Annotated in this window: 23 protein-coding genes; 12 read left to right on the forward strand and 11 right to left on the reverse strand. The window is 64.3% G+C overall.

All coding sequences use genetic code 11. The annotated features are described in order from the left end of the window. The first annotated feature begins 174 nt into the window (after positions 1–174). On the forward strand, positions 175–1,089 hold the full coding sequence (locus tag FG486_RS01325; RefSeq protein ID WP_181266146.1) for a GNAT family N-acetyltransferase: 915 nt from the start codon (positions 175–177) through the stop codon (positions 1,087–1,089). 4 nt (positions 1,090–1,093) lie between these two features. Here FG486_RS01325 and FG486_RS01330 read toward each other — a convergent pair whose 3' ends face one another. Then, positions 1,094–2,110 (reverse strand): polysaccharide deacetylase family protein, encoded by a 1,017-nt coding sequence (locus FG486_RS01330; RefSeq protein WP_181266147.1) that lies wholly within the window; start codon positions 2,108–2,110, stop codon positions 1,094–1,096. Positions 2,111–2,577: 467 nt separating this feature from the next. Here FG486_RS01330 and mdh point away from each other — a divergent pair, with 467 nt between their 5' ends. From mdh to FG486_RS01370, 8 genes are all read left to right on the forward strand, one after another. Beyond that, positions 2,578–3,540 carry a malate dehydrogenase gene (gene mdh / locus FG486_RS01335; protein ID WP_137775540.1) on the forward strand — a complete coding sequence of 321 codons (963 nt, stop codon included), beginning with the start codon at positions 2,578–2,580 and terminating at the stop codon, positions 3,538–3,540. After that, positions 3,540–4,151, forward strand: coding sequence for a hypothetical protein (locus FG486_RS01340; RefSeq protein WP_181266148.1), 612 nt, complete (start codon positions 3,540–3,542; stop codon positions 4,149–4,151). The genes mdh and FG486_RS01340 overlap by 1 nt, the downstream gene beginning before the upstream one ends. Then, complete coding sequence (gene sucD, locus FG486_RS01345) at positions 4,148–5,035, forward strand: succinate--CoA ligase subunit alpha (protein ID WP_023839527.1); 888 nt, start codon at positions 4,148–4,150, stop codon at positions 5,033–5,035. The genes FG486_RS01340 and sucD overlap by 4 nt, the downstream gene beginning before the upstream one ends. Positions 5,036–5,217: 182 nt before the next feature. After that, positions 5,218–8,043, forward strand: coding sequence for a 2-oxoglutarate dehydrogenase E1 component (locus FG486_RS01350; protein ID WP_181266149.1), 2,826 nt, complete (start codon positions 5,218–5,220; stop codon positions 8,041–8,043). 61 nt (positions 8,044–8,104) lie between these two features. Further along, positions 8,105–9,355: a 2-oxoglutarate dehydrogenase complex dihydrolipoyllysine-residue succinyltransferase gene (gene odhB / locus FG486_RS01355; protein ID WP_181266150.1), complete on the forward strand. Its 1,251-nt coding sequence runs from the start codon at positions 8,105–8,107 to the stop codon at positions 9,353–9,355. 177 nt (positions 9,356–9,532) lie between these two features. Then, on the forward strand, positions 9,533–10,930 hold the full coding sequence (gene lpdA / locus FG486_RS01360; RefSeq protein WP_181266151.1) for a dihydrolipoyl dehydrogenase: 1,398 nt from the start codon (positions 9,533–9,535) through the stop codon (positions 10,928–10,930). Between the two features lie 245 nt (positions 10,931–11,175). Further along, positions 11,176–11,841 carry a trimeric intracellular cation channel family protein gene (locus tag FG486_RS01365; protein WP_181266152.1) on the forward strand — a complete coding sequence of 222 codons (666 nt, stop codon included), beginning with the start codon at positions 11,176–11,178 and terminating at the stop codon, positions 11,839–11,841. 2 nt (positions 11,842–11,843) lie between these two features. Continuing rightward, on the forward strand, positions 11,844–12,566 hold the full coding sequence (locus tag FG486_RS01370) for a PepSY domain-containing protein (protein ID WP_338401566.1): 723 nt from the start codon (positions 11,844–11,846) through the stop codon (positions 12,564–12,566). Positions 12,567–12,592: 26 nt separating this feature from the next. On the opposite strand, the gene FG486_RS01375 is transcribed toward FG486_RS01370, so the two are convergent. The 10 genes from FG486_RS01375 to FG486_RS01420 form a co-directional block, all read right to left on the reverse strand. Next, positions 12,593–13,246: a hypothetical protein gene (locus tag FG486_RS01375; protein WP_181266897.1), complete on the reverse strand. Its 654-nt coding sequence runs from the start codon at positions 13,244–13,246 to the stop codon at positions 12,593–12,595. 120 nt (positions 13,247–13,366) lie between these two features. Further along, positions 13,367–13,750, reverse strand: coding sequence for a hypothetical protein (locus FG486_RS01380; protein WP_066281816.1), 384 nt, complete (start codon positions 13,748–13,750; stop codon positions 13,367–13,369). Between the two features lie 115 nt (positions 13,751–13,865). Then, entirely contained in the window at positions 13,866–15,176 is a 1,311-nt protein-coding gene (gene chrA, locus FG486_RS01385) for a chromate efflux transporter (protein WP_181266153.1), read from the reverse strand. Between the two features lie 336 nt (positions 15,177–15,512). Next, positions 15,513–15,962, reverse strand: a complete 450-nt coding sequence (locus FG486_RS01390; RefSeq protein ID WP_137775535.1) for a hypothetical protein — start codon at positions 15,960–15,962, stop codon at positions 15,513–15,515. A gap of 111 nt (positions 15,963–16,073) precedes the next feature. Next, positions 16,074–17,003, reverse strand: a complete 930-nt coding sequence (locus FG486_RS01395; RefSeq protein ID WP_066281825.1) for an electron transfer flavoprotein subunit alpha/FixB family protein — start codon at positions 17,001–17,003, stop codon at positions 16,074–16,076. Further along, positions 17,000–17,749 carry an electron transfer flavoprotein subunit beta/FixA family protein gene (locus FG486_RS01400; protein ID WP_181266154.1) on the reverse strand — a complete coding sequence of 250 codons (750 nt, stop codon included), beginning with the start codon at positions 17,747–17,749 and terminating at the stop codon, positions 17,000–17,002. The genes FG486_RS01395 and FG486_RS01400 overlap by 4 nt, the downstream gene beginning before the upstream one ends. 276 nt (positions 17,750–18,025) lie before the next feature. Beyond that, the gene (sucC, locus tag FG486_RS01405; RefSeq protein WP_060980253.1) at positions 18,026–19,225 is read right to left on the reverse strand and encodes an ADP-forming succinate--CoA ligase subunit beta; all 1,200 of its coding nucleotides are present in this window, start codon (positions 19,223–19,225) and stop codon (positions 18,026–18,028) included. Positions 19,226–19,384: 159 nt separating this feature from the next. Continuing rightward, the gene (locus FG486_RS01410) at positions 19,385–19,714 is read right to left on the reverse strand and encodes a hypothetical protein (RefSeq protein ID WP_337957781.1); all 330 of its coding nucleotides are present in this window, start codon (positions 19,712–19,714) and stop codon (positions 19,385–19,387) included. 11 nt (positions 19,715–19,725) lie between these two features. Next, positions 19,726–20,259: an inorganic diphosphatase gene (ppa, locus tag FG486_RS01415; protein ID WP_181266155.1), complete on the reverse strand. Its 534-nt coding sequence runs from the start codon at positions 20,257–20,259 to the stop codon at positions 19,726–19,728. 60 nt (positions 20,260–20,319) lie between these two features. Continuing rightward, complete coding sequence (locus FG486_RS01420) at positions 20,320–22,287, reverse strand: M61 family metallopeptidase (RefSeq protein WP_181266156.1); 1,968 nt, start codon at positions 22,285–22,287, stop codon at positions 20,320–20,322. 70 nt (positions 22,288–22,357) lie between these two features. Here FG486_RS01420 and hisS point away from each other — a divergent pair, with 70 nt between their 5' ends. The 3 genes from hisS (at position 22,358) to prmC (ending at position 25,752) form a co-directional block, all read left to right on the forward strand. Beyond that, complete coding sequence (hisS, locus tag FG486_RS01425) at positions 22,358–23,605, forward strand: histidine--tRNA ligase (RefSeq protein WP_181266157.1); 1,248 nt, start codon at positions 22,358–22,360, stop codon at positions 23,603–23,605. A gap of 103 nt (positions 23,606–23,708) precedes the next feature. Next, positions 23,709–24,797: a peptide chain release factor 1 gene (prfA, locus tag FG486_RS01430; RefSeq protein WP_066281836.1), complete on the forward strand. Its 1,089-nt coding sequence runs from the start codon at positions 23,709–23,711 to the stop codon at positions 24,795–24,797. 97 nt (positions 24,798–24,894) lie between these two features. Further along, a complete protein-coding gene (prmC, locus tag FG486_RS01435; RefSeq protein ID WP_181266158.1) occupies positions 24,895–25,752 on the forward strand; it encodes a peptide chain release factor N(5)-glutamine methyltransferase in 858 nt (285 codons plus the stop codon). Positions 25,753–25,893 lie beyond the last annotated feature (141 nt).

Genomic DNA, 25,893 nt, shown 5'->3' on the forward strand with positions numbered 1-25,893 from the left:
TGTCCCATCGCAGGAGGCAGGTCTGGACGAGGTCGCAGCTCGTTCCGTCGCCGTCTATAGGACGCGCGTGAACATAGGGTAAAGCCTTGCCGATCAAGCCGGGTTCAAGCGATCTTAACCCTGTGGCATTAGCAGGTGCGTCACTCTCGTCCCCCCTCACCGGACTGCCACCGCATGACGCCCGTTGCCACCGATATCCGCTTTTTGCTGGGCGATCGCTGCATCCTGCGCGCGCGGCGGATGCTGGTGCCCCTGTCCTACGGGCTCGACGCAATCCTGGCCGAGCGCCCCCTTGTCCCTGTCCCGCTGCCGCCCGGTGCGGACGGATATCGCGTGCAGTCCGCGCCTGCGGACCAGCTCTCGCGGCTCGACCAGCAGTTCCAGGGCTTTCTCAAGTCCCCGCCGCAACTCTATGCACGGCATTATATCGACATGGCGCTGGGCCATGATGGGTATATGGCGCAATTCTCATCGAAGACGCGCACGACGCTCAAGCGCAAGATGCGCAAGCTCGCCGATGCGAACGGCGGCACGCTCGACATTCGCAGCTATCACGCCCCCGATCAGCTCGACGCCTTTTTCGCTGCCGCTCTGCCGCTATCGAACCAGACCTATCAGGCACGGCTGCTCGATGCGGGGCTCCCCGGCCACGCGGCTTTCCGCGCCGAGGCTGAAGCCCTCGCCCGGGCCGACCGTCTGCGCGCCTGGATCCTGTTCCTGCAGGGCAAGCCGATCGCCTATCTCTACCTGCCTGTTGTCGAGGACGTGCTCATCTACGCCTATCTCGGTTACGATCAGGGACAGGCGCAGCTCTCGCCCGGAACCGTGCTGCAGATGCATGCGCTCGAGCAGCTCTTTGCCGAGCAGCGCTTCCGCTATTTCGACTTCACCGAAGGCGATGGCGCGCACAAGGCGCTTTTCGGCACGCACCAGGTGCAGTGCGCCACCCTGTTCCTGCTCGCGCCGAGCATCGCAAACCGCGCTGTGCTCACGGGCCACCGGGCGTTCAACGGCGCCGTGGAAGGGACCGGGGCCTGGCTCGAACGCATCGGGGCCAAGGCGAAAATCCGCAAGCTGTTGCGCGGTTGAGGCCTCAGATGGCCACGACGCTCTCGATGGCGGCAAATTCGTTGAGGAATAGCGTCGAGAGGATCCCGACCTCGTAACGGATGCGGCTCACCGCCTGCTCGCCATAGCGCAGCGCCGTGCGCACCAGATTGGCGGGAAGCTTGGCCAGCGATGCCCTGCGCTGCGGCTGCAGAGCTTCGAAACCCGCGCCTTCCAGCCGGGTCTGTTCGGCAATGTTGAGGCACATGGATTCGAACCGGCGCTGCACGATCGGATTGACGCGGGTGCGATCCCGGCTCAGCAATTCGAAACTGTGGCTGACGATGGTGAAGCACGGCCAGTCGTGCTCTGCGGCATGGCGCAGGCCGTCCCGCATTTCCCAGGCAGAAAGCGCACACAGTTGCGCGGCGCGGATACTGCCAGGCCGATCCTCGATCACGCTCACCGGAATGATGCCCACGCCCATATGCTCGGAAAAGGGCGGGGTTTCCGGCGGAAGATCGATATCGCACTCGCCTGCTAGGAAAGCCGGGTTGAAACTGCTGTCATACGGAACGCTCAGGGCACTCAGCGCGCGCAGCGTATCGTCGTTCGCCCCGAAATTGCCCGCACGGAACGCGGTAGGCTTGGGCGCGCCTGCGATCATCAGCAGCGCCCGCGCCTGATCGAGCAGCCGGACCTGATCGTCGAGGGGGAAATCGGCGATATTGCGGCCGCGCAGATGCGCGAGCTCATGATCGCGCGCAAATTCCAGCCATTCGGTGTGGATGTGAAGCTGCACTTCATGACCGCGTTTCAGGATCGGCTCGACGATCCTTGCGACGACGCCAGGGCCATAGACCAGAGCCGGAAACGGATCGACGAAGAAAACACCCTTCAGACCATAGGCCTCGAGGCGGTCCATCTGGTAGAAGATGCCGAATTCGCCGTCACGGCACTTGCCAGCGATCGAACTGTCAAAATTCTCCTGCGCACTCGCGCCTTCCTGGAAGAGCTTGAGCGACAATTCGGTATCGACGGTGTACTGAACCTTGGTGACCATCGTTGGACCCTTATGCCGGGCGGGTTAAGACCCGCTTACCCTCGTCGCAGCCCATGCGCGGCTAAAGGAAATATTATATCACGTCCATCCCATGTTAATAGGGGAGTGTGCCGCTATGGAGCATTCTGCGGCGAGAGGACGGGCTTGCGCTGATTGAGACGGGCCTCGCGAATGGCCAGACAGCGCTTATTGCTAACAGTTTTCAATTGCACAAATAATTGAAGTCTGGCGGCTTTTGATGGTTGAAAACCCCGTCCAAGCGGCCTAGGCAGGCCGGCGAGCGCGATGACTCAGGCTGTGCAAGCCCGGTGCGCGCCCATCTGAGGTCGTGAAACGGACAAGCACATCACAAGGTTTTTGCTGAGGGCCGGATATCTGTTCAGGGAACGCACACGCACCACATAGCATCCCCGCATTCCCGACAGGCAGTTTCGGCCGGAACACCCAATTTTCGGAAAGGATTGACCATGGCACGCAACAAGATCGCGCTGATCGGCGCAGGCAATATCGGCGGTACGCTGGCGCATCTCGCAGCCACCAAGGGACTGGGCGATATCGTGCTGTTCGACGTCGTCGAAGGCGTGCCGCAGGGCAAGGCGCTCGATCTTTCGCAGTGCGGCCCGGTCGAAGGTTTTGACGCAAAGATCACCGGCACCAACAACTATGCCGATATCGCGGGCGCGGACGTCATCATCGTCACCGCCGGTGTCGCGCGCAAGCCGGGCATGAGCCGCGACGACCTGCTCGGCATCAACCTCAAGGTCATGAAGGCCGTGGGTGAAGGCATCCGCGACAATGCGCCCGACGCGTTCGTCATCTGCATCACCAACCCGCTCGACGCCATGGTCTGGGCGCTGCGCGAATTCTCAGGGCTCCCCGCCAACAAGGTCGTCGGCATGGCCGGCGTGCTCGACAGCGCGCGCTTCGCGACTTTCCTCGCCTGGGAATTCGGCGTCAGCGTCAAGGACGTGAACGCCTTCGTGCTCGGCGGCCATGGCGATACCATGGTTCCCGTGCTCAGCTATTCGACGATCAACGGCATTCCGGTGAAGGACATGGCCAAGATCAAGGGCGTGTCGGAAGCGCGTCTCGACGAGATCGTCAAGCGCACCCGCTCGGGCGGCGGCGAGATCGTCGCGCTGCTCGGCACGGGCTCTGCCTATTACGCCCCCGCCACCAGCGCGATCGCGATGGCCGAAGCCTATCTGGGCGACACCAAGCGCATCCTGCCCTGCGCGGTGAACGTCGAAGGCAAGTACGGCCTTGATGGCCTTTACGTCGGCGTGCCCGTCGTCATTGGCGCCAATGGTGCCGAAGAGGTGGTCGAGATCAATCTGACCGACGAGGAAAAGAGCAATCTTCAGGTCTCTGTCGACGCGGTCAAGGAACTGCTCGACGTCTGCAAGACGCTGGACCCGAGCCTCGCCTGATGCTCGCGTCCGGTCTCCTGATCGGACTTTTCGCGCTGGCGGCGGCCCAGGACGAGGCCCCGCCAGCCGAAAACCCCTACCCCGTGCGCGAAGTCCTCGCCGCGTTCGCGACCGCCTGTTCGGGGATCGAGAGCCTGGCCGTCGCCAAGGCGTCGGTCATTGCCGCCGGATGGCAGGCGATCCCCGCCGATGACAAGGGCGCGCTGCGCCAGCTGGTCGATTACGGCAAGGCCAAGCTCGCCGAGAGCGACGGCGAGGCAAAGCTGCTCGATGGCGGCGAATATCGCATGACCGTCGCGGGCCGCGAGCTCAGCCTGGCGCTGTCGGGCGTCGATCTGGGCGAGATGCAGAGCCATGGCTGCCGCGTCTATGATTTCGCGGCCCCTGCCCCCATATCGGCTGAAGACCTCGAAGGCTGGGCAGCACGCAAGCCCGGCAGTTCGACTGATCCCTTGCCCGGCTTCACCAAGAATGTCTGGAACCCCGGCCTGAAGCCCGGCCATATGGAAATGGAAGTTTCGTACGCCGCACCCGGCGCGCTCGCCGCCACCGGCATCCCCCTTACCGGCCTTGTTCTCACGGCCACAGCAGTGGAGTTTCGCAAGAAATGAGCATTCTCGTCAACAAGCACACCAAGGTCATCACCCAGGGGATGACCGGTGCAACCGGCACTTTCCATACCGAACAGGCGCTGGCCTATGGCACGCAGATGGTCGGCGGCGTGACGCCCGGCAAGGGCGGCACCACGCATATCGGCCTGCCCAACTACAACACCGTCGCCGAAGCCAAGGCTGCGACCGGTGCCACCGCGACCTGCATCTACGTTCCGCCGCCGTTCGCTGCGGACTCGATCCTCGAGGCGATCGATGCCGAGATGGAACTGATCGTCGCGATCACCGAGGGCATTCCGGTGCTCGACATGGTCCGCGTCAAGCGCGCGCTGCAGGGCAGCAAGTCGCGCCTGATCGGCCCCAACTGCCCCGGCGTTCTGACCCCCGACGAGTGCAAGATCGGCATCATGCCCGGCAGCATCTTCAAGAAGGGCTCGGTCGGCGTCGTTTCGCGCTCGGGCACGCTGACCTATGAAGCCGTGCACCAGACCACCGCTGTGGGTCTCGGCCAGACCACGGCTGTCGGCATCGGCGGCGACCCGGTCAATGGCACCAACTTCATCGACGTGCTCGAACTGTTCCTGGCCGATGACGAAACCAAGTCGATCATCATGATCGGCGAAATCGGCGGCAGCGCGGAAGAAGAAGCCGCGCAGTTCCTGAAGGACGAAGCCAAGCGCGGCCGCAAGAAGCCGATGGTCGGCTTCATCGCCGGTCGCACCGCACCTCCGGGACGCCGCATGGGCCATGCCGGCGCGATCGTCTCGGGCGGCCAGGGCGGCGCCGAAGACAAGATTGCGGCGATGGAAGAAGCGGGCATCCGCGTCTCGCCCTCGCCGTCGCTCCTCGGACAGACGCTGGCCGAGCTGCTGGAAACGGTGTGATTTGAACCATCCCTCTCCCCTCGCGGGAGAGGGAATGCATCGCGACGCGATGCGAGGGTGAGGGCCGGGAGCGCGCCGGTAGCGTCGCTTCCCCCCTCACCCAGCTTCGACTGGGGCACATATTTGCCCAAGTCTGCGCAACCCTCTCCCGCGGTGGGGAGAGGGAAAAGGGACGCTAGAACATGACCTACGACGGATTTGATTTCGACCCCGCAGAAGGCCCGCAACAGGGCCCGAGCTGGCAGCGTGGCAACTGGCCGCTGGCCGACAGCGACGATCTGACCGCAGCGCTCGACCCGATGCAGATGCAGGCAGCGGTCAAGGCCGCAGTGCGCGATGCCTCGGCCAAGGCGGGCAAACCGGTGGACGAAGCGGCGATCGCGCGTGCGGCGGACCGCTCGATCCGGGCGATGATGCTGATCCGCACCTACCGGGTGCGCGGACACCTTGCGGCCGATCTCGATCCGCTCGGCCTGTCGCAGCAGGAACTGCCCGCTGACCTCACGCCCGAATATCACGGCTTTGTCGGCGCCGAGCTCGACGAACCCGTGTTCCTGGGCGGCACGATGGGCTTCGAAAGCGCCACCGTGCGCCAGCTCATCGACACGCTGCGTGCGAACTATTGCGGCAAGGTCGGCCTCGAATACATGCACATTTCGGACGTGGAGGAGCGCCGCTTCTTCCAGGACCGGATGGAAGGCGTCGACAAGGTCATCGAGTTCTCCGAAAACGGCAAGAAGGCGATCCTTTCCAAGGTGATCGAGGCCGAGACCTTCGAGAACTTCCTCGCCAAGAAATATGTCGGCACCAAGCGCTTCGGCCTGGATGGCGGCGAATCGATGATCCCGGCGCTCGAAGCCGTGATCAAGTACGGCGGACAGCTCGGCCTCAAGGAAATCGTCTATGGCATGCCGCATCGCGGCCGCCTCAACGTGCTCGCCAACGTGATGGCCAAGCCCTATCGCGTGATCTTCCACGAATTCTCGGGCGGCTCGGCCAATCCTGACGATGTCGGCGGTTCGGGCGACGTGAAATATCACCTCGGCACCAGCACCGACCGCGAGTTCGACGGCATCAGCGTGCACATGTCGCTGGTCCCCAACCCGTCGCATCTCGAAGCGGTCGATCCGGTCGTGCTCGGCAAGGTCCGCGCGCAGCAGGTGATCCGCGACGATCTCGCCGATCACAACCAGGTGCTTCCGGTGCTGCTGCACGGCGACGCGGCGTTCGCCGGCCAGGGCATCGTTTGGGAGTGCCTCGGCTTCTCGGGCATTCGCGGGTACAATACCGGTGGCTGCATCCACTTCATCGTCAACAACCAGATCGGCTTCACCACCAGCCCGCAGTTCGCGCGCTCGTCGCCCTATCCGTCGGACGTGGCCAAGGGCGTCCAGGCGCCGATCCTGCACGTCAATGGCGACGATCCGGAAGCGGTGACCTTTGCCTGCAAGATGGCGATCGACTTCCGCCAGCGCTTCCACCGCGATGTCGTAATCGACATGTGGTGCTATCGCCGCTTCGGTCATAACGAGGGCGACGAGCCCAGCTTCACCCAGCCGCAGATGTACGCGAAGATCCGCCAGCATCCCAAGGTCAGCAAGATCTATGGCGACCGCCTGATCGCGCAGGGCGTGGTGACGCAGGACTGGATCGACGGCACCGCCAAGACCTTCTCGGATCAGCTGGAGGTCGAGTTCGAGGCCGGCAAGACGTACAAGGCCAACAAGGCGGACTGGTTCGCCGGTCGCTGGTCGGGCCTGCACATGCCTGCGGACCCGGAAACGGCGCGTCGCAACATCGAGACCGGCATCGACAAGAAGCTGATGGAAAGCCTCGGCCGCACGCTGACGACGATCCCCGAAGGCCATGAGGTGCACAAGACGCTGCGCCGCGTGCTCGAGGCCAAGCGCGAGATGTTCGACAAGGGCGAAGGCTTCGACTGGGCGACCGGCGAAGCGCTCGCGTTCGGATCGCTCGTGTCCGAAGGCTATGCCGTCCGCCTGTCGGGCCAGGATTCGGGTCGCGGCACGTTCAGCCAACGCCACGCGGTCTGGATCGACCAGAATACCGGCGGTCGCTATCTGCCGCTCGAACAGGTGCCGCATGGCCGGTTCGAGGTGCTGGACAGCCCGCTGTCCGAATATGGCGTGCTCGGCTTCGAATATGGCTATGCCATGGCCGATCCCAAGACGCTGGTCCTGTGGGAAGCGCAGTTCGGCGATTTCGCCAACGGCGCGCAGATCATGATCGACCAGTTCATCGCCAGCGGCGAGGCCAAGTGGCTGCGCGCCAATGGTCTGGTGATGCTGCTGCCGCACGGCATGGAAGGCCAGGGTCCGGAACACAGCTCGGCGCGTCTCGAACGCTTCCTGCAGCTGTGTGCGGGCGACAATATCCAGGTGTGCAACATCACGACGCCGGCAAACTATTTCCACGTGCTGCGCCGCCAGATGCACCGGAACTTCCGCAAGCCGCTGATCATCATGACGCCCAAGTCGCTGCTCCGGCACAAGATGGCGGTGTCCAAGGCGAGCGAGTTCCAGGGCAACAGCCATTTCATGCGCATCCTTTCCGACCCCAACCAGCCGGAAGACAAGGACATCAAGCGCCTGGTGCTGTGCTCGGGCAAGGTGGCGTTCGACCTGATGGAAGCGCGCGATGCCGCCGGTGACAAGAACACCGCGATCATCCGCCTCGAGCAGCTCTACCCCTTCCCGGGCGAGCCGCTGACCATCCGCCTGAAGCGCATGGTCAATCTGGAGGAAGTCGTCTGGGCGCAGGAAGAAGCGCGCAACAATGGCAGCTGGTTCTTCGTCGAGCCGTTCATCGAAGAATGCCTGGCCGATGCTGGCGTCGCCCCCAAGCGCGCCCGTTATGCCGGTCGCGTCGCGGCGGCATCGCCAGCCACCGGCCTCGCCAAGCGGCACCAGGCCGAACAGGGCGCGCTGATCGCCGACGCGCTCGGCCATAATGTCCGCGAGGAAATCCGCCGCCAGCGTGGCAGCTGAGCCAGCAGAAACACAATCAATTCCGCATGTTGGACGCGGATAGAAATAGGGTTTGAGAACCATGAGCATCGAAGTCAAAGTCCCCGTCCTGGGTGAATCGATCAGCGAAGCGACCATCGGCGAATGGCTGAAGAAGCCGGGTGACACCGTCGCTGCCGACGAGCCCATCGCCAGCCTGGAAACCGACAAGGTCGCGGTCGAAGTCCCCGCCCCTGCCGCCGGCGTGCTGGGCCAGCTGATCTTTTCCGAAGGCGATACCGTGCAGGTAGGATCGATCCTGACCACGATCGAAAGTTCGGGCGCTGCCGTCGCCACCGCTGCGGCCGCACCGCAGCCCGCGATCGCCAAGAGCGAAGCCGCCCCTGCTCCGGCAGCGGTCGCCGCGCCCGCGCCAGCCCCGACCGGTGAGCCGGTGAGCCTGTCGCCCGCCGTGCGCCGCCTGGTGCTCGAGCATGGGCTTGACCCGACCAGCATCAAGGGCACCGGCAAGGACGGCCGCCTGACCAAGGAAGATGTGCTCGCCGCTGCGGCTGAAGCTGCCAAGGCCGCGCCTGCGCCGGTCGCCGCTGCGCCCGCTGCCGCCGCTCCGGTCGCCAGCGGCAGTGCCGGTCGCGAGACCGAGCGCGTGCGCATGACCCGCATCCGCCAGACCATCGCCAAGCGCCTGAAGAGCGCGCAGGACACGGCGGCGATGCTGACCACCTTCAACGACGTCGACATGACGGCGGTGATGGAAGCGCGCAACACCTACAAGGACCTGTTCGAGAAGAAGCACGGCGTGCGTCTCGGCTTCATGGGCTTTTTCGCCAAGGCCGCGTGCCTGGCGCTCAAGGACGTGCCGTCGGTCAACGCGCAGATCGAGGGCGACGAGATCGTCTATCACAATTATGCCGATATCTCGGTCGCGGTCAGCGCGCCCAACGGCCTGGTCGTGCCCGTGATCCGCAATGCCGAGAGCCTGTCGTTCGCGGGCATCGAGAAGACCATCGCCGATTTCGGCAAGCGCGCCAAGGACGGCACGCTGAAGATGGAAGAGATGCAGGGCGGCACCTTCACCATCTCGAACGGCGGCGTGTTCGGATCGCTGATGTCGACCCCGATCATCAACCCGCCGCAGAGCGCAGTGCTGGGCCTGCACCGCATCGACCAGCGCCCGGTCGTGATGCCCGACGGCTCGATCGCCGCGCGTCCGATGATGTATCTGGCGCTCAGCTATGACCACCGTTTGATCGATGGTCGCGAGGCCGTGACGTTCCTCAAGACGATCAAGGAAGCGATCGAGGATCCGACGCGGCTGCTGATCGATCTGTAACGGAAGTCGAAGGGCCGGGCGGAACCGACAGCGTATCTCTTCGTCACCCCCGCGCAGGCGGGGGTCCCGCTTCTGCCCCCGACCGCGACCAAGCGGGATTCCCGCTTTCGCGGGAATGACGGGAAAGACAGTGCCAGACGGGTTTGATATGGCCCGAACGCACGATGGAGTTTGAAAATGGCTGATTATGATTTCGACGTCCTGGTGATCGGTGCTGGCCCTGGCGGCTATGTCGCGGCGATCCGTGCGGCGCAGCTGGGCCTGAAGACCGCGTGCGTCGAAAGCCGCGCGACGCTAGGCGGTACCTGCCTCAATGTCGGCTGCATCCCGTCCAAGGCGATGCTGCACGCGTCCGAACTGTTCGAGGAAGCCGCCAGCGGCAAGCTCGCCAAGCTGGGCATCAAGGGCACCGTCGAACTGGATCTCGAGACCATGCATGCGCAGCGCCGCGATGCGGTCAAGGGGCTGACCGGCGGCATCGAATATCTGTTCAAGAAGAACAAGGTCGAATGGCTCAAGGGCCATGCCGCGTTCACCTCTGCCGATACCGTCGATGTCGCGGGTAAGAGCTACCGCGCCAAGAACATCGTCATCGCCACCGGTTCGTCGGTCACCCCGTTGCCCGGCATCACCGTGGACAATGACGCGCAGATCATCGTCGATTCGACCGGCGCGCTCGAACTGGCCAAGGTGCCCGGTCACATGGTCGTCATCGGCGGCGGCGTGATCGGCCTGGAACTCGGCAGCGTGTGGAAGCGCCTCGGCGCCAAGGTCACCGTTGTCGAATATCTCGACCAGATCCTGCCCGGCATGGACGGCGAGATCCGCAAGGAAGCGAACAAGGTCTTCAAGAAGCAGGGCATCCAGTTCAAGCTGTCGACCAAGGTCACCGGCGCCGAGGTCAAGGACGGCAAGGCCGTGCTGACCGTCGAGCCCTCCGCTGGGGGCGACGCGGAAACCATCGAAGCCGATGTGGTGCTGGTCTCGATCGGCCGCAAGCCCAACACCGATGGCCTGGCGCTCGACAAGGCGGGGCTGACCGTCAATGGTCGCGGCCAGGTCGAGATCGATCATGATTTCCAGACCACGGTCCCCGGCATCTGGGCGATCGGCGATTGCGTGCCCGGCCCGATGCTGGCGCACAAGGCCGAGGACGAAGGCATTGCCGTTGCCGAGAATATCGCAGGGCTCACGGGCATCGTGAACCACGACATCATCCCCAGCGTCGTCTACACCATGCCCGAGATCGCGGGCGTGGGCCTGACCGAGGAACAGGCCAGGGAGCGCGGCGAGATCAAGGTCGGCAAGTTCCCGATGATGGCCAATTCGCGCGCCAAGACCAATCACGAGGGCGACGGGCTGGTCAAGGTGATCTCGGACGCCAAGACCGACCGCGTGCTCGGCGTGTGGATCATCGCCTCGCTGGGCGGCACGATGATCGCGCAAGCCGCACAGGCAATGGAGTTCGGCGGCACCAGCGAGGACATCGCGTACACCTGCCACGCCCACCCGACGCACAGCGAAGCGCTCAAGGAAGCCGCGATGGCGGTGCAGGGCAAGCCGATCCATATCTGAGGCGAAGGCCGCTCTCTCCCCAAAAAGCCCTCCCCCTCGATGGGGGAGGGTTCGGTAGGGGTGATTTCTCCATATTGCACTCAGGGTGTCGCACGACACCGGTCAATCACCCTGTCACCCTGAACTTGTTTCAGGGTCCATTTATCCTCGCGCAGCTTCGGTTGTTGGGGCACGATAGATCCTGAAACAAGTTCAGGATGACGCAAGAGCGTGTATTCAAGGCCTCACTCCCTTAGAGCTGTTGCATGACCAGCCCCCTCTCTCCTGGCCCGCTGCCCGCCGCGATCGATCTCGGCACGATCCTCGGCACGCTCGACATGTTCGGCATCGCGGTGTTCGCGGCATCGGGCGCGCTGGCGGCGGCGGCGAAGCGGCAGACGTTCGTCACCTTCACCTTTTTCGCGCTCGTCACCGGCGTGGGCGGCGGCACGGTGCGCGATCTGCTGATCGGCGCGCCGGTATTCTGGATCGTCAATTCGGGCGTGCTCGTCGTGGTGCTGGCAGTCTCCGCACTGCTCTGGGTCACCCCGCAGCGCTGGTGGGAGGGGCGGATGCTCGACTGGTTCGATGCCGTCGGCCTCGGCGCGTACAGTGTGTTCGGCGCGGCCAAGGCGATGCAGTTCGGCGTCGATCCGCTGCCTGCCGTGATGATGGGCGTGATCACCGCGTGCGTCGGCGGCATCATCCGCGACGTGCTGGCGGGCGAACCGTCGATCATCCTGCGGCCCGAACTCTATGTTACCGCCGCTGCGCTGGGCTCGGGCCTCTATGTCGGGCTGAGGCTCGCGGGGCTGGAGGTCGAGATCGCCGCGATCATCGGCGCGGTCGCGGGCTTCGTGCTGCGCGGCCTGGCCATCCGCTACAATATCGCGCTGCCCGCCTATCGCGGCGGCAGTCGCTCGGAGGATTAGTCGTGGCATTCAGGCTCAGGCGGCGGATGGTGATGCGCTGGCATGTCTGGCTGGGCTGGCTGGTCGGCGTGCCGCTGTTGCTGTGGACCGCTTCGGGCCTGTTCATGGCGAGCTTCCCGATCGACACGGTCCGCGGCGAGCATCTGAAGGCTGAAGCCCCTGCCCTGCCCGGCTTTCGCCCCGTGGTGCCGATCCTGGAGGGTCGACCGGTGCAGACGCTGACGCTGAGTCAGCAAGCGGGAACGCCGGTCTGGCTGGTCGATTATGCCGATGGCGGCAAGCGCCGCGCCGATGCGCGTACTGGCGCGCTGCTGCCTTCCGTAAACGCCCGCGAGGCCGCTCTGCTCGCGCGCGCAGCCTTTGCCGGGAAGGCGGAACTTGCGGCGGTGACCCGCTTTGCCGCCGAGAACGCCCCGCTCGAACTGCGCCGCCCGCGCCCGAGCTGGCAGGCGCGCTTTGCCGACGACACGCATATCTATATCGACGCGGAAACCGGCGCCGTATTGGCCACGCGCAGCGCGCTGTGGCGCGCATTCGACTTCATGTGGGGCCTGCACATCATGGATCTGCAGACGCGCGAAGACACCAATCACCCGATCCTGATCGGCTTTGCCGCTCTGGCCGTCATCTCGATCCTGATCGGGATTTGTCTGTTACCCCTGCGGCGCGCGAAGGGGCGAAGCGCGCCGCAGGGGGTCAGACCGGGTGGGAACGGCCAGAAATGACCGATCCCGTCCGGTAAATCGCGCCCTTATTCGGGCGGAAACGGTTCGCCGCCATCATTGCGCCAGGCATAGTCGTCGGTCGGATCGACGCTGTACGCCGGATCAGTGACCGCGACGCCATTGTCGAACGCGCCGTCATTCGCACCCCAGTTGCCGTTGGCACGGTTGAAGCGGACATAATCGATGCGGCCGAAGCTGATGCCGCAGGTAAAGCTGTCGACGCCATCGCGGCGCGACCCGACCAGGCCTTCGACGCGCCAGCCCTGACCGTCACGCACGACATTGTCGATCCGCTCGATCCGCGAACCGAAGCCAGACTGGGCCACCGCCGCCGCACCGCAGCGATCGCTCGCCGAGCGGACATCGTCATTGAAACTGCGGTCATCGCCATTGCGCCGCGCGCTGTTGGTCGCCGCGCTGGCCACCGCCGCGATGCCGCCCAGGATCAGCACGCCAGCAAGGATATCGCCGGCATCGACGCCGCGGTTGCGGCCGCGCCAGCGCCGGTCGCGCCAGCCGCCGCGCCACTGGCTGGCGCTTTCGTCACCGGAATCCCATCCGAGCGCGCCGACCGGAGCTGCATCGAACGTGCCGCGCGGTGCCGGCGCGGCCATCGCCGGGGTCATGCCGGTCACGAGCATCGCGCCCGCAGCGCCCAGACCTGTCAGTGCTTTCAACATTGCATGCCTTTCTATCGGCAAGGCCCGGGCGCAACGGCGCTGTACCTTCGAGTTCAGGTTTAGGCGGTTCAGCCTGTCGCCAGGCTGAACCGCCAGGGAGCAAGGGGTCAGACCCTTGTCTTAGCGGAAATTGCCGAGCCCGCTGAGACGCACGTCATAGACCCGGCCCCGATCCACGAAACAGGTGAAGCGGCCACGATCGGTATTGCCGCGCCAGCGACCGCCATTTTCCACCACGATGCGGCCCTGCACGCGCAGGCCGAAGCGGGTGCGGTCGATATCGCGAATGTCGGTAACCTGGGCGAAGCGGCCGAAGCGACGTGCCTCGATCTCGGCGGCGCGCACACACTGGTTCACCGCGCGATCGCCGCGCCCGCCCCAGCCGCCACCGCCACCCCAACCGGGGCCACCGCCATGCCACTGGGCTGCCGCAGGGACCGCTGCCGAAACCATGGCAGCAGCGCCGAGCAGCGCTGCGCCGATAACACCCTTTGCCTTTGCCATCGTCCAATTCCTTCCGTCTCTTCCACCGATGCTGGCGGGATGAATACGGTTTAGCGATTCGCCGATGTGGCGAGGCTGAATTGGGATGACAGCATTCGTTCATAATCTAAGCTAGTTAGATGAACATACTGACGACAAGGCCCAGAGCCGCAGCAACGCCCAGTACCTCGACCACCGATCGCTTGAGCACGAGCAGATGCACCGCCGCCCAAACCGCGAGCGCCAGAGCCAGTCCATCGATCGATCCTGAATCCGGCCAGTCGAAGCGAAGCGGTCCCAACTCGCGCTCCTCCACGCGGGTGAAGATGACGTGCAGCGCAAACCAGAGGCTCAGATTGGCGATGACGCCGACCACCGATGCGGTGATGGCCGCCAGCGCGCCCTTTAACCGCCGGGCGTGCTGCAGCCGGTCAATCCAGGGCGCGAAGGTGAATATCCACAGGAAGCACGGCGCGAACGTCACCCAGATCGTGAGCAGCGCACCGAGCAGTCCGGCGACCAGCGGCGTGAACGGCGCGGCATCGCGATAGGCCGCGAGAAAGCCTACGAACTGCGTCACCAGGATCAGCGGTCCCGGCGTCGTTTCGGCCAGGCCCAGCCCGTCGGCCATCTCGCCCGCACTCAGCCACCCGAAGCCCTGCACCGCCTGCTGCGCCATATAGGCGAGCACCGCATAGGCCCCGCCAAAGGTGACGACCGCGAGCTGCGAGAAGAACAGGCCGATCTGCATCAGCACATGGTCGTCACCCAGCGTCGCCCAGATAGCGAGCAGCGGCAGCGCCCAGATGGCGCCCCATGCCGCGATGATGCGCAACGTGGCGGCGACCGACGGGCGCGGCGTCACGTCTTCGCCCTGCCCCACCGGCTTCAGCGCCAGCCAGCCCGGCCGCCAGTTCGCCGCCAACCATCCCGCGAGCCCCGCGCCCAGCACCACCAGCGGAAAGGGCAGATCGAACAGCGCCAGCGCGACAAACGCAATAGCCGCCAGCGCGCGCTTGAAGGCGGTATCGAGCGCGCGCCCCGCAATCCGGATCAGCGCCTGCACCACCACCGCGAGCACCGCCGCCTTGATCCCCAGAAACAAGGCCGCGAACCAGTCGAGCCCCGCCGCCGCGACATAGAGCATCGACAGCGCCATGATGATCGCGACGCCGGGCAGGAGGAACAGCGTTCCCGCCATCAGCCCGCCTCGCAGTCCGTGCAGCCGCCAGCCGATATAGGTCGCCAGCTGCTGCGCCTCTGGCCCTGGAAGCAAGTGGCAGAAATTCAGCGCATGCAGGAATTGCGGCTCGTCGACCCAGCGGTGCTTGTCCACCAGCTCGTCATGCATCAGCGCGATCTGCCCCGCCGGCCCGCCAAAGCTCAGCAGCCCGATCCGCGCGAAGACGCGCACGCTTTCCCCAAATGTCGGATGTTCGCTCGTCATAAACCCCGCAACCGTTCCTCCGCGCCCTCGCGCGGATCATGATGAACGGCAAAGCTTGGGAGCTGAAAGCACCTGACCGGGGGTTCGCCCTGCCCCGGTGGGTGATTGGCTATCAGGTTGGAGAGAGGCATGGAAGAGGCTGCATAGCATTGGCCGAAATTGACCCAAACCCATCTCCGTTCAGCCTGAGCTTGTCGAAGGCCCCGCCATGAATTGTCCGGCTGCACATCCGTTCTCCGGCGAAATCCGGAGCCCAAAAAAAAGCATAGCTAATGGCCGCTCTGGATTCCGGCATGCTTGGGAAAACGGTCCAGCAAAGAGGCGTGCGAGAATACCCTATACCAAGCCTTGAGATTCAATCGCTGCACGGCATTTGCGGTTGTTCATGCTCGGGTATTTGCTGGCCAGGTGATCCCGATTGGCGTTCGAACATGGCAGATTTGGCATGTGAACAGTCTGATCGCACCATGCGCATGCTTGCCCTTCTCTCTCAGCATGAGCGAACGGTTGCTGGGCAGCGACAGGCTGAATTACTCCAGAATTTTCCAGCCTATTAATCAGTTCGCCCACGCTAGCCAATATGACACCTGCTAGTGCTGTGAAAAGCCCGGTAATCACAATAAGCTCCTGATTTTGAAGCTTGCTGATGTTGACCACTGAGGAAGGCGGCGTGTAACCATCAATAGCGCTAAAACTAGACTCGATCTCTATACTGGTCTCAAGATAGAAGCCAATGGCGACGATAATCATACCCGCCACTATCAAGAAAATACCGAATGATCGCATGGATTGCTCCCCCTGTTAGCGCAGGGAACAGTGATCCAACATTACTGTCAACAAAAAACCCCGGCGGTTGCCCGCCGGGGTTTTTCGCAATTTCCAAACCGGATCAGCCGATCACAGCTTGCCGGTCAGCTCCGGCACCGCGGTGAACAGGTCCGCGACCAGGCCGATATCGGCGACCTGGAAGATCGGGGCGTCCTCGTCCTTGTTGATGGCGATGATGGTCTTGCTGTCCTTCATGCCCGCAAGGTGCTGGATCGCGCCCGAGATGCCGACGGCGACATAGACTTCCGGCGCGACGATCTTGCCGGTCTGGCCGACCTGATAGTCGTTGGGGACATAGCCCGCATCCACCGCCGCACGCGAGGCGCCGATGCCGGCGCCGAGCTTGTCGGCGAGCGGGGTGATGACTTCCTCGAACTTCTCGCCCGAACCCAGCGCGCGGCCGCCCGAGACGATGATCTTGGCGCTGGTCAGTTCCGGGCGCTCGCTCTTGGCGATTTCGGCGCTGAGGAAGGTCGACAGGCCCGCATCCGATGCGCCGCCAACAGCCTCGATAGCCGCCGAGCCGCCTTCGGTCGCGGCCTTGTCGAAGGCGGTGCCGCGCACGGTGATGACCAGCTTGGCATCCGACGATTCGACCGTGGCGATCGCGTTGCCGGCATAAATCGGACGGGTGAAGGTCTTGGGGCCTTCGACCGAGAGAATGTCCGAAATCTGCATCACGTCGAGCAGGGCTGCGACGCGCGGCGCGATGTTCTTGCCGGTGGTGGTGGCGGGCGCGAGGAACGCGTCATGGCTTTCCATCAGCTTGGCGACCAGCGGCGCGACGTTTTCGGCCAGGCCGTGCTCGAGCGAGGCATCGTCGGCCACATGGACGGTGGCGACGCCAGCGACCTTGGCGACCTGTTCGGCGACCGCGCCGCAGCCCTTGCCCGCGACCAGGGCGTGGACTTCACCCAGCTTGCCCGCCGCCGTGACGACCGCGAGCGTTGCATCCTTCATGACCGCATTGTCATGCTCAACCCATACAAGCGTCTTCATGCACCGACTCCCATTTCCTTGAGCTTGCCGACCAGAGCGTCGACATCGGCAACCTTGATCCCGGCGCTGCGCACCGGCGGCTCGGTAACCTTGAGCGTGGTCAGGCGCGGAGCGATATCCACGCCGTAATCACCTGGGGTCTTGGTATCGAGCGGCTTCTTCTTCGCCTTCATGATGTTGGGCAGCGAGGCATAGCGCGGCTCGTTGAGGCGAAGGTCGGTGGTGACGATCGCAGGGGTGTTGAGCTTCACGGTCTGCAGGCCGCCATCGATCTCGCGGGCGACGGTGACGCTGTCGCCTTCGACCGACACGGTGTTGGCGAAGGTTGCCTGGCCCCAGCCGAGCAGCGCGGCGAGCATCTGGCCGGTCTGGTTGCTGTCATCGTCAATCGCCTGCTTGCCGAGCAGGATCAGGCCCGGATTTTCTTCGGCCGCGACCTTGGCGAGCAGCTTGGCGACGGCGAGCGGTTCGACGGTTTCGTCGGTCTCGATCAGGATCGCGCGGTCCGCACCCATGGCGAGCGCGGTGCGCAGCGTTTCCTGCGCCTTGGCAGGTCCGACGGACACGGCGACGACTTCTTCTGCCTTGCCCGCTTCCTTGATCCGCAGCGCCTCTTCGACGGCGATCTCGTCAAACGGGTTCATGCTCATCTTGACGTTGGCCAGGTCAACCCCGGTGCCATCCGCCTTGACGCGCGGCTTCACGTTATAGTCGATGACCCGTTTCACGGGCACAAGGATCTTCATGGCGCTTCCTTCCCTAATGATCGTGAACGCTATCTAGTTTCCGTTCACGTAAACGTCAAGTGGTGGCGTACAGCCCATCCGCTCCCTTCACGGGAGAGGATATGGAGACTTGGCGGTCCTGAGCTTGTCGAAGGACTGCCTAGTCGGAATTGGAGAGGGCCAGTGCTGGGCGCAAGCGCCGCGCAGCCACCCTCTCCCAGCTTCGACTAGGTTCGCGTTCCGCTCACCAAGTCTTCGCAACCCTCTCCCGTCAAGGGAGAGGGTGTGATGATGCAATCAAGCCGCCTGCTTCACCTGCGCGACGATCTTCTCGGCAGCATCGCCCAGATTGTCGGCGCTGACGATCGGCAGGCCGCTGTTCGCCAGGATGTCCTTGCCCTGCTGCACGTTGGTGCCTTCCAGGCGCACGACCAGCGGGACCGACAGGTTCACTTCCTTGGCCGCCGCGACGATGCCCTCGGCGATGATGTCGCACTTCATGATGCCGCCGAAGATGTTGACCAGGATGCCCTTCACCGCCGGATCGGACAGGATGATCTTGAACGCCGCGGTTACCTTCTCCTTGCTCGCGCCGCCGCCGACATCGAGGAAGTTGGCGGGGAACATGCCGTTCAGCTTGATGATGTCCATCGTCGCCATGGCCAGGCCCGCGCCGTTGACCATGCAGCCGATGTCGCCATCGAGCTTGATATAGGCGAGGTCGTACTTCGAGGCTTCGACCTCCATCGGGTCTTCCTCGGTCTCGTCCCGCAGCGCTTCGACATCGGGGTGGCGATAGAGCGCGTTCGAATCGAAGCTCATCTTGGTATCGAGGACGAGCAGCTTGCCGTCCTTCGTTTCCACCAGCGGGTTGATCTCGAGCATCGCGCAATCGAGATCCATGAACGCGGTATACAGCTGCTGCGCCAGCTTGGCCGCCTGCTTGTTCAGGTCGCCCGAAAGCTTCAGTGCGAAGGCTACGGCGCGGCCATGGTGCGGCATGAAGCCCTGCGCCGGGTCGATCGTGATCGTGGTGATGCGCTCCGGGGTGTCATGCGCGACCTGCTCGATGTCCATGCCGCCTTCGGTCGAGACGATCATCGCGACGCGGCCGGTCTTGCGGTCGACCAGCATCGACAGATAATATTCGGCGGCAATGTCGACGCCATCGGTGATGTAGAGGCGGTTGACCTGCTTGCCGGCGTCACCGGTCTGGATGGTGACCAGCGTGTTGCCGAGCATTTCGCCCGCATCCTTGCGAACATCGTCGAGCGACTTGGCGAGGCGCACACCGCCCTTTGCATCGGCACCCAGTTCCTTGAACTTGCCCTTGCCGCGACCGCCGGCATGGATCTGCGCCTTGACGACGTAGAGCGGCCCGGGCAGCTTTTCGGCGCCGGCAACCGCCTCTTCGACGGTCAGCGCGGCATGGCCGGCGGGGATGCCGATGCCATATTTCGCGAGCAGTTCCTTGGCCTGATATTCGTGGATGTTCATGAGGGCTCCCATGCCTTTCTGATGTGGCCGGGCGGACGACTCGTTTTCGGTCCAAACCCGACCGTTAATCGGTCGATGAACGTATGTGGCCGCGCTAAAGCATAGACGCGCACCAAAGGAAACCCTGCAAACGAACAGGGCGTGGCGGTTTTTGGATTGTCAGTTGCGCACTGCGCAAATCAGGCCGGACGAACTGACGACGCCCAGGATTTCCGGATCGCCCAGCGCCCGGGTGCGGCGCAGGAATTCGTCGAAACTGCCCGCCTGTTGCAGCTTGCCAAGACGCCCCAGGCGCTGGAGTTGCACCAGCGAAAGTCGGTCGACCATGCGGCTGGCCATGCAGGCCGAGACCGGACGGCTCAGCCCCGTACGCTCCAGCGCCGCGCGCGTGCGCGCCTCGGGCGTGGCGCAGGCCGAAAGCGCGAGGATCGCAGCCCCGAGCGCGGCAAGGCTGCCGACGCTGCGAAAGGCTGCGATCCCCATGCCCATGACCGGCCTGCTTACTTGGCGGCCTGGGCGCGCTCGATCGCCTCGGTGATGATGCGGCGTGCCTCTTCGGCATTGCCCCATTTGCCGATTCGCACCCACTTCTCGGTTTCCAGATCCTTGTAGTGGGTGAAGAAATGCTCGATCTGCGCGAAGACGATGTCGGGCATGTCCTCCTTCTCGCGCACATCGGAATAATAAGGGAAGGTCGCGGTATCAGGCACGCAGACGACCTTCTCGTCGCCGCCATGCTCGTCTTCCAGGTTCAGCACCGCGATGGGACGCGCGCGCACCACCGATCCGGGCATGAACGGCGAACGGGCCACCACCAGCGCGTCGAGCGGATCGCCATCGGGCGAAAGCGTGTGCGGAATGAAGCCGTAATTGGCGGGATAGCGCATCGGCGTATGCAGGATGCGGTCAACGAACAGCGCGCCCGAGGCCTTGTCGAACTCGTATTTCACCGGTTCGCCACCGGTGGGCACTTCGATGATCACGTTGACATTGTTCGGCGGGTTCTTGCCGATCGGAATCTCTTTGATAAGCATGAGGTTGAATGCCTTTGTTCTGTTATCCCCGCAAGAACGGGCTGCCCGTTCCTTCAGCGTTCAGCGGGTTTGCGGCGCAAGCAGGCGGTCCAGGCCGGTTTCGCCCTGCCCCGTCTTGCGGAGCGCCGGATAGCGCAAGCCGCCGCGATAGGAAAGTGCGGTTTCGCGGTAACGCTTGCCCCGCTTGACCAGAAGCTGGACGGTACCGGTGCTGGAGGTTGCCGCGACTGCGGATTTCAGCGCCTCGCCCGAATAGTCGCGTCCGGCCACCCCGGTGATCTGGTCGCCCACGGTCATGCCTGCATCGAATGCCGGACTGCCCCACATGACCTGCGCAATCTTGCCGTCCTTCTCGACGATCAGGCCGATCGAATGGCTGAGATCAGTGGTGCCCGAGGCGGCCTCGCCCGAGCGGATGAAATTGCTCGCCTCCGGAACATAGACCAGCTCGTATCCGCCAAGCGCAAAACCCTGCTTGCCGACCTCTGGCGTCACCTCGAACACGCGGCTCTGGAAGAAGCCCTGCCAGTCATAGGGCTGGACAGCGTTGAGCGCAGCGACGACATCGGGCAGCTCATAGGTGACCACGCCCCAGTCGCCCTCGCGCCCACCAAAGAAGCTGCGCGCGAAATCCTGCAGCGAACGGGCATTGCCCGACTCGCGGCGGATGATCTGGTCGGCCTCGAGCCAGATCATCATGCCCTCGTTGTAATAATCCTCGCTGCGCTGATAGCTGGTCCAGCCCTTGGGGCGGCGCGCGGCGATGATGGGGTCGTGCGTCGTGTCGACCAGCGGGCGCCAGTCGCGCCCTGCCCTGCGGTCGAGCCCGGCAGCGATGCTGGCAAAGGCATCGAGCGTGTCCTGATAGCTGAACAGCCCCGACCGCGCGCCCAGCACATAGCCCCAGAACTGGGTCTGCCCCTCATAGACCCAGAGCAGGTCGTCGCGGCTCGGCGTGCGGAAATCGGGCGCCCAGATGCCCTGCGGACGGCGGTGCTTGCCGTTCCAGCTGTGCGTCATCTCGTGCGGCAGCAGGTTGCGCGATCCAGGCCCCTTGGCCCAGTCGGTGAAATAGCCGGTGCCGACGCCATTTTCGCTGCTGCGATGATGCTCGATGCCGATGCCGCTCATCTCGTCGGACAGCGACAGCAGAAAATCGTAGCGATCATAATGCCGCACGCCGAACAGATGCTCGGCCTCGGCGACCAGCCGTTTGTGCGCCTCGATCTGGTCGGGCGTGGCGGCAAGATATTCGGGCGCATCGGCGACGACGTTGAGCGTCACCTTGTCGGACAGCGCAAAGCTCTTGAAATGCGCGCCCGCAAACATCGGGCTGTCGACCAGCGTGTCATAATCGACCCGTTCGTAAGCGACCTTGTTGCCGGTGGTGCGCTTGGGCCGCATCGCGCTGCCGGCCTGCCAGCCTGCGGGCCAGGTGACCGTCGCATCGACCGGGATGTTGCGGGTGAAATAGCCCGCCGGGTAAAGCGACACATTGTTCCAGCGCAGGTTCATCATCTTGGGCGCGACGACCACACGACCCTGATTGCCGGCGGTCGGGCTGACGAACTGGAACTCCGCCACCACCTCGCGCACGCCCTTGGGCAAGGTGATGTGGAAGGCGTTGACGTCGAGCGAATCGCGCCGCCAGGCCAGCGGCTTGCCACTGGCGCTGAATTTCAGCCCCACCAGCTTCTCGATCTCGCCGCGCGGGGCATGGTTGCCGGGCAGCCATTGCGGATAGAGCAAGGTGAACCGCCCTGCCGATCGGGCATCGTCGGGTACGGGGATCGTCTGCTTCATACGGAAGATCGCGCGATCGACATCGGTCGCGTCCACCTCCAGCGCCATCGCGCCGGGGAACGGAATGTCGCGCGCGGCGGGCACGATGTCCTTGACGGGCACGGGCTGAGGCTTGCTGTTCTGGGCGGAAACGGGACTGGCCAGCAGGGCGAGGACGATGGCGGTGGAAGCGATGAACTGACGCAATTTCGGGACCCTTTGGAATGTGCGTGTTTGCAGCACCATAAGCATGCCCGCCAAAAAAATGCACCCGCCGGTTTGGCGTGGCACCAAAAAGTCGCTAATGGCGCGCAATATGGCCAAAATCAGCACACCAGGCGCGATCCGCGGGACCCAGGATATATTCGGTGAAGACCAGGAACGGTTCGGCCATGTGGTCGAGACGTTCGAGCGGGTGCGCCGCCTGTACAATTTCCGCCGCGTCGAAATGCCGGTGTTCGAAGCGACCCCGGTCTTCGCGCGTTCGCTCGGCGAAACCACCGATGTCGTGTCGAAGGAAATGTACACGTTCGACGATCGCGGCGGCGATTCGCTGACGCTGCGCCCCGAATTCACCGCCGGGCTGGTCCGCGCCTATCTGACCAATGGCTGGCAGCAATATGCGCCGATCAAGCTTGCGACGCACGGCCCGCTCTTCCGCTACGAGCGCCCGCAAAAGGGCCGCTATCGCCAGTTCCACCAGATCGATGCCGAGATCATCGGCGCGGGCGATCCGCAGGCCGATGTCGAGCTGCTGGTGATGGCCGACCAGATCCTGCGCGAGCTGGGCATCAGCGAGGGCGTGACGCTGCAGCTCAACACGCTCGGCGATGCCGCCAGCCGCGACGCCTGGCGCGCGGCGCTGATCGAGCATTTTCAGGCGCATAGGGGCGATCTCTCGCAGGACTCGCAGGACCGGCTGGATCGCAACCCGCTGCGCATCCTCGACAGCAAGGAAGCCCAGGACCGACCGATCGCCGATGCCGCGCCTGATATCGATGCCTTTCTCACCGACGAGGCCGCAGCTTTTTTCGACAAGGTAACCAGCGGGCTCGATGCCGCAGGCGTCTCCTGGACGCGCAATGCACGGCTGGTGCGCGGGCTCGATTATTATCGCCACACCGCGTTCGAGTTCGTCACCGACCGGCTGGGTGCGCAGGGCACCGTGCTCGGCGGAGGGCGCTATGATGGGCTGATCGAGAATCTCGGCGGGTCGCCGACCCCGGCGGTCGGCTGGGCCGCAGGGATCGAGCGGCTGGCGATGCTGTGCGACATTTCGGGCCGCGATTTTGGGCTCGATGTCATCATCGCGGTGGAAGACGATCGCGCGCTTGGCGCAGCGACATCGGCCCAGGCGCGGCTGCGCAATGCAGGCATTTCAGCCGACATGATCGCGACCGGATCGCCGCGCAAGCGTTACGACAAGGCAGCAAAGATCGATGCCAAGGTTCTGATTTCCTTCCAGCATGATGGCGATCAGGCCAAGGCCAATATTCGATCGGCCCCGCAAAGTGAATTGCAGGCCAGGGTCGAGGCGTTGTTGAACGGTATTTCAACGGTTTGATGGCACAGACCATGACAAATGCCGTTATTCTGCCGATAAGCAGCAAGTCAGCGTCGGGAATCGCGCTGGCGGACTGGGTGGAAACTCGGGGGGAGACACAAGAATGACCCGGATTTCCGGTGAACGCATTGCGCAGATCGAGGCGCGTTTCGGCAAACTGCAGGCGCTGATGGCGTCGGGCACGCTGGTGGGCGACGAGTTCGTCCAGACAGCGAAGGATTATGCCGAGCTCGAGCCTGTCGCCCGCGCCGCCGCCGAAGTGCGCCGCCTGCGCGCCGAGCTGGAAGTACTCGAAGGGCTGATGGCGGACAACGAGTCCGATCCTGATATCGTCAAGCTTGCCGCCGGAGAGGCAGAGACGGTGCGCGAGCGCCTGCCTCCCGCCGAGAGGACCCTCGCGATCAAGCTGCTGCCGCGCGACAGCGCCGACAACCGCCCGGCCATGCTCGAAATCCGCGCGGGGACCGGCGGGGACGAAGCGGCGCTGTTCGCCGGCGACCTGCTGCGCATGTACACGCGCTTTGCCGAGGAACAGGGCTGGAAGATCGAGATCCTGTCAGCCAACGCCGCCGATGTGGGCGGGTTCAAGGAAGTCATCGCCTCGGTCAACGGATCGGGCGTGTTCGCCAAGCTCAAATTCGAAAGCGGAGTGCACCGGGTGCAGCGCGTGCCGGTGACCGAAAGCGGCGGGCGTATCCATACCAGCGCGGCCACCGTCGCCGTCCTGCCCGAACCCGAAGAGGTCGACGTGCAGATCAACGACAACGACCTGCGCATCGATGTCTATCGCGCATCGGGATCGGGCGGCCAGCACGTCAACACCACCGACAGCGCGGTGCGGATCACGCACATCCCTTCGGGCCTGGTGGTGACGCAGCAGGACGAGAAGTCGCAGCACAAGAACAAGGCCAAGGCGCTGAAGGTGCTCGCCGCGCGGCTCTATGAGCTCGAACGCAGCAAGGCAGCCAATGCCGAAGCCGATGCGCGCAAGTCGATGGTCGGATCGGGCGACCGGTCGGAACGCATCCGCACCTACAATTTCCCGCAGGGACGCGTCACCGACCACCGCATCAACCTGACGCTGCACCGGCTCGACGAGATTCTCGAAGGCTGGGGGCTGAACGAGCTGATCAACGCGTTGACCGCCGAGGACCAGGCGGCGCGCCTGGCGAACATGGATATGGCGGGGTGAGGTTTTCGGGATCGAATCTCGCCGTCACCCGCGCGCAGGCGGGGGTCCCGCGTCCTTTCAAAACCGGCGAACAAGCGGGATTCCCGCGTTCTCGCGGATGACGCAGAGCGCAACGATCGCCGATGCCTTGCGCGAAGCGGCGACGGACCTTTCGGGAATATCCGACACACCCCGGCTCGATGCCGAGCTGCTGATGGCCGATGCGCTGGGCGTCGATCGCGGCACGATGCTGCTCATGCGCACGCGCGACCCGGTGCCTTCCGGCTTTGCCGAGCGGCTGGCGCGGCGCGCGGCGCACGAACCTGTCGCCTATATCACCGGCAGGCAGGATTTCTGGACGCTCACTCTCGCCGTGTCGCCCGCCGTCCTGATCCCGCGCAGCGACAGTGAAACGCTGATCGAAGCCGCACTCGAGGCCTTTGCCGAGCAAGTGCCGACGCGCATTCTCGACCTGGGTACCGGGTCGGGGGCGTTGCTGCTCGCGGCGCTCAGCGAATTTCCGCACGCCAGCGGCGTCGGCATCGACGCCAGCGAACAGGCACTCGAGATCGCACGTGCCAATGCAGAGGCAACCAGCCTGACGGATCGCGCGCAGATGGTGCACGGCGACTGGCGGACACAGGGCTGGTCCGCAGGCCTGCCCGGCCCGTTCGACCTGATCCTCGCCAATCCGCCCTATATCGAGGCCGATGCCGCGCTTGCCCGCCAGGTCATGGAGCACGAGCCGCACTCCGCATTGTTCGCAGGCGCCGAGGGGCTGGACGATTATCGAATCCTGATCCCCGCCCTGCCCGCGCTGCTCGCCGATAGAGGCGTGGCGATCTTCGAGATCGGCGCGAGCCAGCGGGAAGCGGTCTCGGCCATCGCCGCCGCGTATGGGTATGACGCGCAATGCCGCCGCGATCTGGCCGGGCATGACCGCGCACTGATGTTGCGCCGCCGGGCAGCCACCTGATATTTCGCTTGGCAAGCCCTTGGCGACCCGCTACCACCTGTACAGCAAGAACGCTGATGCCGGCGAAGGGCCCATCACGCTTGCTGACCCCAATCATCTTGTTCGGGCAGCTTATCACGGCCACTCAAAGCGGATGAAAGG

The organism is Blastomonas ursincola, from assembly GCF_013607875.1.
Taxonomy (GTDB): domain Bacteria; phylum Pseudomonadota; class Alphaproteobacteria; order Sphingomonadales; family Sphingomonadaceae; genus Blastomonas; species Blastomonas ursincola.

Bases quoted from the DNA above. Each gene is read 5' to 3' on its own strand.
- FG486_RS01325 (WP_181266146.1), top strand. From the start codon at position 175: ATGACGCCCGTTGCCACCGATATCCGCTTTTTGCTGGGCGATCGCTGC.
- FG486_RS01330 (WP_181266147.1), bottom strand. From the start codon at position 2,110: ATGGTCACCAAGGTTCAGTACACCGTCGATACCGAATTGTCGCTCAAG.
- mdh (WP_137775540.1), top strand. From the start codon at position 2,578: ATGGCACGCAACAAGATCGCGCTGATCGGCGCAGGCAATATCGGCGGT.
- FG486_RS01340 (WP_181266148.1), top strand. From the start codon at position 3,540: ATGCTCGCGTCCGGTCTCCTGATCGGACTTTTCGCGCTGGCGGCGGCC.
- sucD (WP_023839527.1), top strand. From the start codon at position 4,148: ATGAGCATTCTCGTCAACAAGCACACCAAGGTCATCACCCAGGGGATG.
- FG486_RS01350 (WP_181266149.1), top strand. From the start codon at position 5,218: ATGACCTACGACGGATTTGATTTCGACCCCGCAGAAGGCCCGCAACAG.
- odhB (WP_181266150.1), top strand. From the start codon at position 8,105: ATGAGCATCGAAGTCAAAGTCCCCGTCCTGGGTGAATCGATCAGCGAA.
- lpdA (WP_181266151.1), top strand. From the start codon at position 9,533: ATGGCTGATTATGATTTCGACGTCCTGGTGATCGGTGCTGGCCCTGGC.
- FG486_RS01365 (WP_181266152.1), top strand. From the start codon at position 11,176: ATGACCAGCCCCCTCTCTCCTGGCCCGCTGCCCGCCGCGATCGATCTC.
- FG486_RS01375 (WP_181266897.1), bottom strand. From the start codon at position 13,246: ATGTTGAAAGCACTGACAGGTCTGGGCGCTGCGGGCGCGATGCTCGTG.
- FG486_RS01380 (WP_066281816.1), bottom strand. From the start codon at position 13,750: ATGGCAAAGGCAAAGGGTGTTATCGGCGCAGCGCTGCTCGGCGCTGCT.
- chrA (WP_181266153.1), bottom strand. From the start codon at position 15,176: ATGACGAGCGAACATCCGACATTTGGGGAAAGCGTGCGCGTCTTCGCG.
- FG486_RS01390 (WP_137775535.1), bottom strand. From the start codon at position 15,962: ATGCGATCATTCGGTATTTTCTTGATAGTGGCGGGTATGATTATCGTC.
- FG486_RS01395 (WP_066281825.1), bottom strand. From the start codon at position 17,003: ATGAAGACGCTTGTATGGGTTGAGCATGACAATGCGGTCATGAAGGAT.
- FG486_RS01400 (WP_181266154.1), bottom strand. From the start codon at position 17,749: ATGAAGATCCTTGTGCCCGTGAAACGGGTCATCGACTATAACGTGAAG.
- sucC (WP_060980253.1), bottom strand. From the start codon at position 19,225: ATGAACATCCACGAATATCAGGCCAAGGAACTGCTCGCGAAATATGGC.
- FG486_RS01410 (WP_337957781.1), bottom strand. From the start codon at position 19,714: ATGGGCATGGGGATCGCAGCCTTTCGCAGCGTCGGCAGCCTTGCCGCG.
- ppa (WP_181266155.1), bottom strand. From the start codon at position 20,259: ATGCTTATCAAAGAGATTCCGATCGGCAAGAACCCGCCGAACAATGTC.
- FG486_RS01420 (WP_181266156.1), bottom strand. From the start codon at position 22,287: ATGGTGCTGCAAACACGCACATTCCAAAGGGTCCCGAAATTGCGTCAG.
- hisS (WP_181266157.1), top strand. From the start codon at position 22,358: ATGGCCAAAATCAGCACACCAGGCGCGATCCGCGGGACCCAGGATATA.
- prfA (WP_066281836.1), top strand. From the start codon at position 23,709: ATGACCCGGATTTCCGGTGAACGCATTGCGCAGATCGAGGCGCGTTTC.
- prmC (WP_181266158.1), top strand. From the start codon at position 24,895: ATGACGCAGAGCGCAACGATCGCCGATGCCTTGCGCGAAGCGGCGACG.